At 55.5% G+C, this 13,831-nt stretch carries 8 protein-coding genes; 2 read left to right on the top strand and 6 right to left on the bottom strand.

The features are described 5' to 3' along the window. Positions 1-127 precede the first annotated feature (127 nt). Entirely contained in the window at positions 128-2,269 is a 2,142-nt protein-coding gene (locus tag IFSED24_RS16940; protein ID WP_491332664.1) for a T9SS type A sorting domain-containing protein, read from the bottom strand. A 1,326-nt stretch (positions 2,270-3,595) separates the two neighbouring features. Then, the gene (locus tag IFSED24_RS16945; RefSeq protein ID WP_491332665.1) at positions 3,596-4,834 is read right to left on the bottom strand and encodes a hypothetical protein; all 1,239 of its coding nucleotides are present in this window, start codon (positions 4,832-4,834) and stop codon (positions 3,596-3,598) included. Between the two features lie 314 nt (positions 4,835-5,148). Between IFSED24_RS16945 and IFSED24_RS16950 the strand changes: the two genes are divergently transcribed. After that, positions 5,149-5,715 (top strand): hypothetical protein, encoded by a 567-nt coding sequence (locus IFSED24_RS16950; RefSeq protein ID WP_491332666.1) that lies wholly within the window; start codon positions 5,149-5,151, stop codon positions 5,713-5,715. A 765-nt stretch (positions 5,716-6,480) separates the two neighbouring features. On the opposite strand, the gene IFSED24_RS16955 is transcribed toward IFSED24_RS16950, so the two are convergent. Continuing rightward, positions 6,481-7,086, bottom strand: coding sequence for a hypothetical protein (locus tag IFSED24_RS16955; protein WP_491332667.1), 606 nt, complete (start codon positions 7,084-7,086; stop codon positions 6,481-6,483). 386 nt (positions 7,087-7,472) lie between these two features. On the opposite strand from IFSED24_RS16955, the gene IFSED24_RS16960 reads away from it, so the two are divergent. Further along, a complete protein-coding gene (locus tag IFSED24_RS16960; protein WP_491332668.1) occupies positions 7,473-8,492 on the top strand; it encodes a transposase in 1,020 nt (339 codons plus the stop codon). Positions 8,493-8,815: 323 nt separating this feature from the next. On the opposite strand, the gene IFSED24_RS16965 is transcribed toward IFSED24_RS16960, so the two are convergent. The 3 genes from IFSED24_RS16965 to IFSED24_RS16975 all read right to left on the bottom strand — a co-directional run bounded on the left by IFSED24_RS16965 (position 8,816) and on the right by IFSED24_RS16975 (position 13,290). Next, entirely contained in the window at positions 8,816-10,678 is a 1,863-nt protein-coding gene (locus IFSED24_RS16965) for a T9SS type A sorting domain-containing protein (protein ID WP_491332669.1), read from the bottom strand. An 844-nt stretch (positions 10,679-11,522) separates the two neighbouring features. Then, on the bottom strand, positions 11,523-11,954 hold the full coding sequence (locus IFSED24_RS16970) for a hypothetical protein (protein WP_491332670.1): 432 nt from the start codon (positions 11,952-11,954) through the stop codon (positions 11,523-11,525). 427 nt (positions 11,955-12,381) lie between these two features. After that, on the bottom strand, positions 12,382-13,290 hold the full coding sequence (locus IFSED24_RS16975; protein WP_491332671.1) for a hypothetical protein: 909 nt from the start codon (positions 13,288-13,290) through the stop codon (positions 12,382-12,384). Positions 13,291-13,831 lie beyond the last annotated feature (541 nt).

The raw sequence follows: 13,831 nt of genomic DNA on the forward strand, positions 1-13,831 counted from the left end.
AGGCTCCCCTCCGGTCTGGAAAACAAATTAAAGCGGTGGGATCGGCTCGATGTGCTTCCCCTCGTGCTACCTGACCCCCACCCCACGCCTCAGCTAACAGCAGGCAGGGAGGGAATGTGTGGGGTGATCAACGAACCAGCACCACCTTCCTCGACTCAACTTTCTCCACAGAATCCAGGCGAACGATGTACGTCCCTGAAGGCACGGCACGGCCACCTGAGTCGCGCCCAGTCCAGTTGACCGTGTGCTGTCCGGCGTCGAATAGCCTCGATGCTAGCGAGATCGTCTGGCGTCCGGTGAGGTCATAGACGCTGACGTCTACCCAACTGGCTCGAGGCAACGAGAACGACACCGTTGTCTGGGGATTGAATGGATTTGGATAAACCCTTAAGACCTGACCTGCGCTTGGCGTTTCATGGACGTGGTCGTCTTCTACCGCGACAAAATCACTGCACTGTATCGGCAGTACCTGCAGCCCAAAACTTCCGTCCGCGACATATACTAGAGTGCCGGAGACCGCCACGCCGTTAGATCCGCCCGGCGTGTCCATGCCTGCGATTACGTGGGGGCTTTCAGGATTCGTGATGTCGATCACCTGCAGACCGCTGTTCCCTGTCACGTAGGCGTAGTCGCCGAATACGGCAACACTGGGCTCGATACTCGGCGTACCGACGCTTCCGACGATCACTGGGCTAGCAGGATTCGTGATGTCGATTACGAGCAAACCAGAATACTCGTCTACGACGTAGGCGTGGTTACCCGAGACCGCCACATCCCAAGCACTTTCTGGCGTTTCCAAGCTGCCCACAATCTGGGGGCTCGCAGGATTCATAATGTCGATTACCTGAAGACCAAAATTTTCGCAGGCGACGTAGGCGTAGTCGCCAGAGACCGCAACACCACGGGACAGAAAGGAGAACACGCTGCCCGAGATCTGGGGAGCAACTGGATTCGCGATATCGATAACTTTCAACCCTAACTGGTCCGCGACATACGAGTAGTTGCCCGAGACGGCAACACCAACAGCTAGTACTAAATCAGACACGCTACCTGCGATGTAGGGTTGCTCGGGATTGGAAACGTCGATAACTCGCAGGCCGGCTTCTAGGGCCGCCACGTAGACGTGGTTAGCAGAGACGGCCACATCTGTGGCCTGGCTCCCCGTGGCCACGCTGCCAATGATCTGGGGATCTGCAGGATTCATAATATCAATAACCTGCAGACCGGAATTCCGGTCGGCTACGTAAACAACGCTGCCCGAGGCAGCAACATTTAAAGCAACGTCCGGCGTATCCACGCTGCCAATAATCTGTGGACCCTCAGAATTGGTGATGTCGATCACCTGCAGACCCGATCCTATTTCTGCTACATAGGCGTAGCTACCCGAGACAGCAACACTAAAGCTACCCGGCGTATCGGCGCTGCATGTGATCTGGGGGTCAGCAGAATTCGTGACGTCTATCACCTGCAGACTCGATGAGTCTGCTACGTATGCGTAGCTACCGGAGACGACCACGCCTATGGAATTGCCTGGAGTGTCCACGCTTCCGGTGATCTGGGGGTCCGCAGGATTCGTTATGTCGATTACGTGAAGACCAGAAGACGCGTCTGTAACGTAGGCGTAGCCGCTCAAGGTGGCCACTCCTAAGGCAGAGTCTTGTGTGTTAACGAAACCAGCGATCTGTGGATTCTCAGGATTCGTAATGTCGATCACCTGTAGACCGGAATACCTGTTTGCGACGTAGGCGTGGTTACCCGAGACAGCTACATCCCAAGCGCTGTCCGGCAAATCCACGCTGCCCACAATCTGGGGGCTAGCGGGATTCGTGACATCGATTATCCGCAGACTAGAAGTTGTGCCGACGACGTAAGCGTAGTTACCAGAGACCGCAACACTAAGGAGATTTGGCGAGAAAACACTACCGATGATCTGTGGGTCCTCTGGATTCGTGATGTCGATCACCTGCAAACCTTGGGCAGAGCCTGCTACGTAGGCGTAGCTGCCTGAGATGGCTACTCCGTAGGAGCCCGGCGCGTCCACACCACCCACAATCTGGGGGCTTGTAGGAATCGTGATGTCGATTACCTGCAGACCCGAAACTGGGCTGACGACGTAGGCGTGGGTGCCTGAGACCGACACATCCCAGGCGGATACCAGTTCCACACCCCCAACCGTTGGCAGGTAGTTACTGTAGTCGATGCAGTCCTGCCCCCATCCGGACGGCGCAATCACAGCCATCGCGACCAGTAGCGATATCAGTTGCTTCATGGCGATCCTCCCTGTATCCCGTTTGGTAGAACGACGCGATAAGGTCGACATATATCAGGAACGAACCGGCAGACCCGATTTCATCATCTGGTCGTCTAGATATTCGCCGGGAAGTCAGAATTGCACCTACATACCTAATCAATAGGGACTTCCAGTTGGACATTATCATGCGTTGAAATACAGATGTCATCAAATTGGAGGGAAATAGGGTAGGTCTGTGTTAACCAAAATGGCGGCGAGCACAGAAACTAAGAATCACAGAGAATAGCCGTGGGTCTGCGGTCTATCTGAGTTAACCAAAATGATTCGATAGTAGAGTAGCCTACGCGGACCCATCCCCGTAACCGTTTGATTCCAGCAACTTATGGCTATCAAAATAGCAGGCCGTCAAGCCTGCCTGTGTCACCTCAGTTTTCCGCTACTAAAAGAACTGGCTCCCCGCCTTGGAGATAGAAGCGGAAAGATTCTGAGAATCCGAGGTGGAGTGCCAGATATAGGTGATCGGCCCTTCTTTTTGAATACCGTGATCAAATCCCTAATTGCTTATAAGACAACGCGGACGGAATAAACCGAAGGGACAGCCGCCACCGTTCCCGCTATCAGTGTCGCAAGTATCAGAGTGATCCCTCGGACCGCGACAATTCGTTTCGACATGGTGTTCCCTCCATCTCGTATGCGGCAGGCTCAGATCGTGTCTGGAGAACTGCCAAGTCGTCCTGCACTGTAGGAATCGCAGAACCGTCCAACCTCGAACAGGCGAGATCGGATTTCTATCAATCGGTTGATCTATCTTGAGTCAGGTAAAGTGCGGCGTAGGCACAGCCGCGAGGATGTCAGGCAGGTGTCGGCCCACGGAGACGAGCGAGGTGTGGGCTGCCGAAGTAGCCTAGCACCAATTGGAATAAAGGTGTCATCAAATAGGAGGAAAATGGGGTGGGTCTGTGTTAACCAAAATGACGGCGAGCACAGAAACTTAAGAATCACAGAGAATAGCCGTGGGTCAGCGGTCTATCTGAGTTAATCAAAATGATTCGATAGTAGGGCAGCCTATGCGGACCCATCCACTAACCGTTTGATTCCAGTAACTTATGACCATCAAAAAAGCAGGCCCTCAAGCCTGCCGATGCCACCTCAGTTTTCCGCTACTATAAGATCTGGCTCCCCGGGTTGGACGAAGAAGCGGAAGGATTCTGAGAATCTGAGGCAGATCGATCCAGCCATCGCTTTCAACGTAACTGCAAGTGCAGCAACGCGGATGGGATATTCCGAAGGGACAGGTGAGGCGCTTTGAGTCTCCTACACGCCGGCAACCCGTGCCACGCAAAACTAAGCCTCCCGCATCATCATCCGCATCACAAGCGCCGAAGGCACGGGCGGATACTTCAGATACAGGCGGTATCCACGGAACTCGCGTGGATCGTGGTCAAGATTGCCTATCACGTGCTGCAGCAAATCGACGTAGTCGGGAAATTCGGAGATGGAAGCACCGGCCAAACCGGTGCCCAGGGGCTGGGGGCGGATCGATAAAGGAAGCATATGTTTTTCGTCGAATCCGACCTGGAAGCCACGATCGACAGAAAGGCGGTCCAGAAGGAGGGCCTCGGGCGAAGTGGCAAACTCCAGGTCGCGGTGCAGAAACAGGTCCAGGTTTACGGCCTCCGACGGGGTCACCAGATCTATCATCGCGGCCAGATAATGATCGGTCCCGGTGCGGAATCGATTGAGCTCTGGGATGATGGTATCACCTAAAACGCAGGTCAAGGCCCCGGCGTTGCCGATGGCGCCGGCAGGCATCTCGTAGCGGTAGCCGGTATCGGTCTTCGTGGTGCGGATTATTGGTAAAGGGTGCGAGCAGAACTGTGGGAGCAGAGGCAAATCATGCTCCACCCCGATGTTGGTCTCCAGGGGATGATACGTGGGCGGGACGACCGAGCCATCATCTTTGTAGTAATGCGTGGTTATGATGGGCCAATCCACCTGTCGCAGACGTCGGAACTGCACCAGGCCGTTGAGACGGGCCGTTCTGAGTTTGTCGTCGCGCTTGAGCGAGGGGGCAAGAATGGAGGTCTTGAAGTTGAGGCGGGCCTGCACTCCCCAGATGGAGCTGCTGCCCAAGAATGCAAGCTTGCGCCCTGATTCCTGGCGTTGCGTGACATCCATGTACTCGAGGCTGGCGGCCAGGGCCTCCAGGGTTTCGCGATCGCCCAGGCTCGTGGCAATCATCTCCTCGAACTGAGCGACGGCGGCCTCGAGAAGGCCCACAGCCTCGGGCTCCACGCCGCGGTCGCGACAGACCTCGCACAGCATGGCGAAATGTTTGGAGGAAGGGATGTCCCGGGCGACCGAAAGGACGTCTTGGGTGCTGGCCAGACGGGTCATACGCCAGACGAGATTGCGGTCGAGATTCAGCTCACGGGCCGTGGCGCGAGTCAAGGTGGGGTCGACGCCCGCGGCGACAAGCAACCCATTGAGCGATGATCGCAGCTCCAGCAGGACGGTCAAGATGTCTTCCGGAAAACTGAAAGCTTTGGCGGTGTCGGTTGGATTGAGGAAGTAGTCGTTCATTTTCTTCCGCTCATGTGACTTCGAGTCCGTTATTGACGGTAGAATATGGCACGAATGAGCTGAGTGTGCAATGCTCGACACCGTCCGGCAGATGTCCTAAAGACGTCTCTTTGTCATTGACTCAAAGTACTCGAAAATGGTACTCTAACTGAGAATATGAGGGAATCATAAGTTGAATCGCCCAGGATATTCCGGAGACAGTTTCATATGAGTCCGTCAATCCCGGGGAGGTTCAGTCGATAGGTCTCACACTATCGTGATCGATCTTCAGCGGTCGCGATACCACGAGTAGCATCAAACGCAAAGGAGCAACGATGAAACCCGCTACAGTAATCACAGTGCTTCTGGTTTTTTTGGCAACGGGCGCTATGGCCTATGAAGTCATCGACACCTATCCGTGCTGGGATGGCACCGTTACCAATGGATGGGAACAAATCGCTCAGGTCTTTGTTGTGCCCGCGGGCAATCCCGTACTCAGCAACTATACCTTCAGCGTTGCGCCGGAGGGCACCATAACCGAACTTACTTTTAGCATCTTTGAGTGGAACGACCGGCCCATGGGCCCGGAGCTTTTCTCGGTAACGGTAGACTGGCCTGATGCCGGAGGCGACGTCCTCATCGACAACATCAACGTTGTTTTGACCGAAGGCGTTGTCTATGCCGCCATCGTCTATTTCCACTCAGAGTGGTACGACGGTGACAGCGTCCACTGGATGCAGAACAACGACTGCTACCCCGATGGCGACGTGGCATGGTTATGGGATGGTGTTTGGCAATATTATGGCTATGGCTGGCTTACTCGATTCCACGCCGAGTTCTATGGTTCGGTCGCAGCCGAGAACACGAGCTGGGGCGAGGTCAAATCCCTCTTCAAAAACTAACGTCAACGGGAGCCTTCCCGGCTAGGCCGGGGAGGCTCCGATCCTCGCATTTGTGATCAATCCCCCAACTAGAACTCATTTCAAAACCCCTGTTGCTTCGGAATATTCGTCCGTCCTGCGATTCAAGGACTTACGGCATCCAGCCGATAAGCTCAGATCATGCTCAAACTACTGCTTCAGACCTGTCCCTTCGGAATATTCGTCCGCCCTATGATTCAAGGACTTACGGCATCCAGCCGATAAGCCCAGATCATTCTCAAACTACTGCTTCAGACCCTCGTTTCGGCCCTCCGATCCCGTGATGCGCTGATCGCCGAAAACCTTGCCCTCCGTCACCAGATCGAGGTCCTACAGAGAAATTCTATCAGACCAGACCTCCGCTGGCGAGACCGCGCCTTCTGGGACATCCTCAGCTGCATCTGGCCGGGTTGGCGTAGCGCTCTCTACGTCGTCCAGCCCGCGACCGTCATCCGATGGCTGTGCCTTCAGAATATCCCGTCCGTGCTGCATCCTAACGAGTTAGCTAATCCGGCCGATATCAGGCCATGATGCTCAAAATCATCCTCCACGCGCTCATCTCAGCGCATCGATCCAGCCGCCAACTCGCTTGATAGCCAGAGATCGACGAGATTGGCCGAATTCACCGGGTCGCGTAACTCATTTGTCGACAACGCGGACGGAATATTCCGAAGGGACAGGCAAGGCCACCGAACTCTCGACGAATTCGGTGGCCTCTTCGATACGTGGAATCGTTTCGCTAATTCCTTAGCGGAACAGCGACTTGACGCCGCTCAAGGTGGATTGCTCTACTGCCACTGAGGATACGCCGTTGATCCAGTAGTTTAAGTCCTGGCCGAAGTAGGAAGAGAGGGACCCTGGCACCACTTCGGGCATCCCGTCAGCGAAGTTCCCAGACCACAATACATACTGAGAGGTGCTATCCTCTATGGTCATTCGCGGGTTGGCCAAGACGTCATAAACCCCCGTCATCCAGTATGTCCCGGCGGGGATGACCGGCATCGTCGTGAAGGCGATATTGTCGTAGGTCGCCTGAGCGTCGACGAAGATCCCATCAGTCTGCGCCACCAAAGTCTCTGGCATACCATCTGTTCCACTAGAGTACAGCCCAAAACGGCCATTTGCAGGCGCGGGTTCCGGCGCGCCGTTCTCGTTCCCATACATCAGGCCGAAGCTCTGGAGCTGTAGAGTCACCGGGATCTCTACTTGAACTCCATAGCAAAAATTCGGCGTCATATAACTGTATGCCTCGAACGGTTCGACGTTCCCGTAAGTATCGGCCGAGGCAATTCCGGCGCTTACGATGACCAATGTGCACACAGCAGCAATGAAAAGGTTGTGATTCGATCGCATGCGATTTCCTCCATATCCAGGGTGTCTTTTTGATACCGCCGTCGTTAATTTGGATCCCATCAGTCAGGATCGGTTCGTTTGCCCCTAACCAACGGAACAGACCCTTGACGGAACTCCAATCCGTGGACTCGATGCTGATAGTACCGCAGTAACTGAAGTACCTGTCTTCGTCCCGACATCGTGCGCCCGATTGATGTAGCGACGAGCAACTTCCGCATGGGCCAGGGGAGCATACCATGGCTGGATTGCCTGCGTCAATGCCTAAAAGACATTTTTAAAACAACATATATATTAACCTGTGCCTTCGGAATATCCCTTGTTGCTTCGGAATATTCGTCCGCTATGCCGTTCAAGGACTTACGGCACCCAGCCGATAAGCCTAGATCATGCTCAAACTACTGCTTCAGACCCTCGTTTCGGCCCTCCGATCCCGTGATGCGCTGATCGCCGAAAACCTCGCCCTCCGTCACCAGATCGAGGTGCTGAAGCGAAGCGGCAGCCGCCCACGTCTCCGATGGCGCGACCGCGCATTCTGGGATCTCCTCAGCTGCCTCTGGCCCGGCTGGCGACGGTCGCTGTACATCGTCCAACCGGAGACCGTCATCCGCTGGCATCGCCAGGGCTTCCGCCACTACTGGAGATGGAAAAGCAGGCCACTACGCACGGGACGTCCACGCATTTCCCGCGAGATCCGCGATCTGATACGCGAGATGTCCCTGGCCAACCCGACCTGGGGAGCGCCGCGGATTCATGGCGAGTTACTCAAGCTCGGGATCGATCTTCACCAGGACACGGTCTCGAACTACATGGTGAAGCCATCGAAACCTCCGTCGCAGACCTGGCGAACGTTCCTGGCAAACCATGCCAAGGACATCGCCTCAATCGACTTCTTCACGGTGCCGACCGCGACGTTTCGGGTACTCTACGTATTCCTCGTTCTGGACAACGCGGGGCGGCGCATCTTGCACTTCAACGTAACCGAGTCGCCGACCGCAACGTGGACGGGCCAGCAGATCGCCGAGGCGTTTCCATGGGATACCGCTCCGAGTTATCTGCTACGAGACCGCGACGGGAAGTACGGCGAGGACTTCGCGCGTCGAGTCACCGCTCTGGGCATCGAGCAGGTGCTGACGTCTCCGCATTCACCGTGGCAGAACCCGTACGTCGAGCGGGTGATCGGGTCGATCCGGCGGGAGTGTCTGGATCGTGTGATCATCGTGAACGAGCAGCACCTTCGGCGGGTCCTGAACGAGTACTTCGACTACTACCACCGAGACCGTACTCACCTTGGGCTTGAGAAGGACTGCCCCGAGCCTCGGGATGTCGAGCCGCTGGAGGCCGGGCCGATCAGGTCGCGGGCGATCCTCGGCGGGCTGCATCATCGGTACTACCGCGACGCTGCTTAGGGGCTATCTGACTGACTTATCTGGTCAGATTTGGGCGGTGAGGACTGCTCGGAGGCGCCGTCCGAAAGGGGGAAGGTCCGATTCGGCGGCTCCACCGTCCGCCTCCACCCGCTATCAGTCCTTCCCGCTATCCGATCGCCGGCATCAGATGCTCAAGAAACCACTCGGATGGAATATTCCGAAGGGACAAGGGCGGGGAGCATAGCATAGATGGAGTGGTGTTTTCAAATAGGCCGTGAATCGGTCCAAGAGGCACCGAAATCGCCATATACGAAAAGCCCGCCAGCGGGGAGGCCGGCGGGCTAGCATGACGAGAGTGGTAATTACTTGGTCAGCAACATCTTACGCGTTTGCACCTCGCCGCCGGCTACGAGACGGCACAGGTACAAGCCAGAGGCTAGGTCTCGCGGCGCGAACGACACACCGTGAATGCCCGCTTCAAGCGGCTTGTCATGTAGTAACGTACTCACTTTGCGGCCAGCCACATCGAAGACCTCGAGGGTGACACTCGTCGCGCGCGCGAGTTTGAAATGCAAGGTGGTACTCGGATTGAACGGATTCGGGAAATTTTGCTGCAGCTCGGCGACGTTGGCCAGCGGCACTTCGCTCCCGTCCGGGACGGCAGTGTATGGAGGATCGGATGGACCCGGCTGGGATTCGTGCCACAGATCATCGATGAGCGCAACCTTGTAGAAATAGCCCCAGCCCGGCCGATCCTCATCCAGGAACGAGACAGGATCGTCGCCTAGCAGCGCTATGCGGTTACCAAGATTCGGAATGAAATCCGGGGTTCGGCTTGCATATACGGCCACGTACTGTGGGTCGAAGGGGAGATAGAACCACTCGAGAAGCGGTGGATCGGGTGAGTAGGTTACAGTGGGAAACTGGATGCCGGCTTCTGGCCAGGTTTCCGGGGTGCTCTGAGGAAGGCCGAGGACCTCGACGTCGTCGAGGAACCAGCCCGGCCACTCGTATGGGATACTGGGGACCAGATCTTGGAAGTAGAATCCGAAACGGACCTGCTGGCCGGCATAGTCAGGCGCGAGATTATCCGAAACGTACTGTGACCAGTCGCTCGAGTTGGTAAAGATCTCAGAGATGTCGACGGTTTCGCCCGTAGAGGTATGAAGCCTGACAACTCCCCAATCACCTTGCGGATGGAATTGCCGCCAGTGTTGGAACTTTAGTTGTACCGGGCCATCAGGGGAACTGGGGATGTCAATCCACGGAGTGAGGAGTTCGGAGTTCGCGTACCGCGGATAATACCCGCTCAAGCTGGTGGCCCAGCAGTGATCGCCTGTGAAGGCGGCTCCCGGTCCGGATGTCGGAGCTCCGACCTCCCAAACACCGTTCGTTGCAGACCAACCTCTCGATCCGCCCTCGAAGCTATCGGGATTGTTGAAGATCATGGGACCTTCAACGATTGCAACGTCATCGATGAACCATCCAGGCCATTCATACGGAATGCTTGGAACACTATCGACGATATGAAATCCGATTCGAACTGTCTGTCCAATATATGGAGCCAGATCGATAATGCATTCCGTCCAGGTACCGGATATATCATCCAAGTTAGCCGACAGTACCTCCCAGGCGCCATCAACCAGTATTTCCACGCGACCATAGTCCCCTTGCGGGTGGAGCTGGTACCAGTGCATGAAGCTCAACCACACCTGGCCCGCCAACGGTGCGGGCGGAATCTCGATCAACGGGCTGATCAGGCGGCTGTTTGTATACCGTGGATAGTCAGCCGTAAGACTGGTTCCCGCGCAGAATAGGCCTGATCGTGGCTCAGTGATTCCGTGACTTGGTGCTCCGATCTGCCACACTCCACGATCCGCGTACCAACCTCCGTAGGCCGGAGCATGGCAATCGGTATCGAAGGTTTCAGGAGACAACCATTCGAACCTACCGTCAAAGATAGCCACGTCGTCGATATACCAACCTGGATGTTCGTATGGGATGCTTGGCACGGAATCAACCATGTGGAAGCCGATCTGTATCATGTGACCTGCGTATTCGGAAAGGTCGATCAAGTAGGGCGACCAGCTACCACCGTAGTTGTAGAACGTTTCGCCGACCGGATTCCAATCGCCTCCATCTACCGAGACTTCGACACGACCGTAATCACCTTGCGGGTGCAGGGCGAACCAATGCCAGAACTGAAGCCAGAGCTGCCCGTCCATAGGGAACTCGGGCAGTTGGATTTCGGGGCTTTCGAACCGTGAGTTCGTGTACCGAGCGTAGTCGCCTGTCAGGTTGGTTGCTGCCACTTGGGTTCCACTATATGCTTCGCAACTTCCGACGGGGCTGCCTACCTGCCACACCCCGTTACTGGCCGACCACAACCCGATCCCATCTTCCCAGTCTTCCGCGAAGTAAACCGACTGTTCGGCGGCGGCTCCCAGGGCAAGGCAACATACGGCGGCAAGCACTAGGAAACCTCGAGTCCATGTATCGAGCATTTGGGCGAACATAGGGGCTCCTCTTGTTGTTGGACGAGAGAGGCGCGCGGCGGGACCCTCGTGCGGCTGTGCTCTCCTCCACTTAATAGGCTTGCTATCTGCATTGGCATCATGCCGTTATGGTTATCACTTCCTTGTCGTCTATTGTGGCAGGAGTCTATCAGATACTGAAATACAGATGTCATCAAATAGGAGGAGAATGGGGTAGGTCTGTGTTAACCAAAATGAAGGCGAGCACAGAAACTAAGAATCACAGAGAATAGCCGTGGGTCTGCGGTCTATCTGAGTTAATAATAATGATTCGATAGTAGAGCAGCCTACGCGGACCCATCCCCGTAACCGTTTGGTCCCAGCAACTTATGGCCATCAAAAAAGCAGGCCGTCAAGCCTGCCTGTGCCACCTCAGTTTTCCGCTACTAAAAGAACTGGCTCGCCTGGTTGGACGTAGATGTGGAAGATTCTGAGAATGGCCGCAACAGCCTAAAATCCTCAGGATACCGGGCGGATGGGATATTCCGAAGGGACAGGAGTATTTCGAAGGAACAACTCCTTGGCTGAGGTCAGTCTACCTCAGAGCGTCCATGCGCGTTGGAATGCCTTCCCCGATTTTATGCCAAGTTGTTTCACATTCTGTCCCCTCGACCAGAAATGGACATGTGTAAAAAATCCAATGTTCTCCGGAAACGGTTGTAATCGAAATAGACGATGTCCCAAGATATACATCAGCAATTTCAGCTACTGGTACAGGAGCCTTCGGCGGAGACGCGTAACTTGATGAACCAGAAGATGTAAAGTAATCCACATACCGCCATTTCTCGTACTCCCATCTCAACTCTACAAAGCGTCCATCTGTTAAGAGCATGCGCTCACCTTGCATAGCGGCGATACCATCAGACGCATTCGGGTTGACCGGAATAGCCATTGTCGAGCCAGCCAGCAATAAAGAGACTGCACATACGACAAGATTAATCTTAACCATTGGCTTCTCCTTCTGCATGCACCCGGCACTTCTCCATGGAATTCCCCTTGTCCCTTCGGAATATTCGTCCGCCCTATGATTTTAAGGCCTTAAGGTGTATTGGTCCACCGAGTTCCGTGGACCCGCAGCAACGCACGGATCTGCTGGGCCTCCGGAATATCCCGTCCGCGCCGCAAACTAACGAGTTAGCATAGCCGCCCGATCCTCGGCGGCCTGCATCACCGCTACTACCGCGACGCTGCTTAGGGGCAATCTGACTGGTGGGTCGGGTCAGTTACCGGGGGTGGGGACTGCTCGGAAGCGCCGTCCGATACAGGGAGAGTCCGCTTCGGCGGCTCCACCGTCCGCCTCCACCCGCTATCAGTCCTTCCCGCTATCCGATCGCCGGCATCAGATGCTCAAGAAATCACTCGGATGGAATATTCCGAAGGGACAGGGCATAAGTTCATTCGGCGGTTGAGGTCTCCCAGGATTCACCCGGGTGCAGCGCGCCTCGCTTCGGCAACTGCTGAGCCTTTGGGTCCAGTAACCCAATGAATGCCTCAAGCTCGCTTGTTGCCCAACTAACGTCGAACATAAATGGAGTTGACAGGTAAAAAAGATCCATGACGGAACTACTCGACTGCTGATCATCCTTCACCCATTGGACCGTCCCAACGTTGTCCAACGATGGGATGTCACCGAAAGACTGCCAACCGAGATAGTCATACCCATCGGGTCGCCGATGATAAACATGCACCTCCAGCCAGCTCCACGGCACCGTTAGGGGATTCAAGGGGACCTCGTAGTACCATGGGGGAAATGAGACGGATTCGAGTCTCACGCTGTAACTGAACGACAGGAAGTAGTCTGGCTCCTTCGTCATTATTCGCAAGATCGCATCCCTGATCTGGAAAAAGCCCTCATACTCTCGCATTCTTCGCCAATCTTCTGAATAGTCAAATACCATAGTCGTTACTATTCCGTCCGCAGGCTGCATTTTCACAGGGCCACCCCGAGAGGCCGGCACTGTAGACGCAGGTTCCAACGTTTGCATCAGTGCATCGATGGTCTGTTTCGGAGTATGGGGATTCCCCACGACACCCAACGCCACATCCCATTCAGGGTCCTTCGAGAGCTTGACGAGTATGGACTCCGGAGTCGCTGGATTATAGCAAACGGAACTGCGCCAATATTTGGAAGAGGAGCCGGAAAGAGATACCAATGTCTCAAGTGGAGTATCCGGTATTCTGGCGATCTCATAATTGTTTGATCTCGATGTACCGCAGGCAATAAGAGTAAGCAGTATCATGGGAGTTGTTGCCCATTTCACTGCGTGTGCTGCCAGGTGGGCACGATTTTCGGTTGGAAACATGGCTCACTTTCCTTTCCCTTGTTGCTTCGGAATATTCGTCCGTCCTGCGATTCAAGGACTTACGGCATCCAGCCGATAAGCTCAGATCATGCTCAAACTACTGCTTCAGACCCTCGTTTCGGCCCTCCGATCCCGTGATGCGCTGATCGCCGAAAACCTCGCCCTCCGTCACCAGATCGAGGTCCTACCGCGAAATTCTATCAGACCAGACCTCCGCTGGCGAGACCGCGCGTTCTGGGACCTCCTCAGCTGCCTCTGGCCGGACTGGCAGCGATCGCTCTACATCGTCCAGCCCGAGACCGTCATCCGCTGGCACCGCCAGGGATTCCGCTACTACTGGAGATGGAAGAGCAGGCCCCGACGGCCGGGGCGTCCACGCATCTCCCGCGAGATCCGCGATCTGATACGCGAGATGTCACTCGGCAACCCAACCTGGGGAGCGCCGCGGATTCATGGCGAGCTACTCAAGCTCGGGATCGATCTTCACCAGGACACGGTCTCGAACTACATGGTGAAGCCAACGAGGCCGCCGTCGCAGACC

This window comes from Candidatus Latescibacter sp. IFSED24, assembly GCF_058273205.1.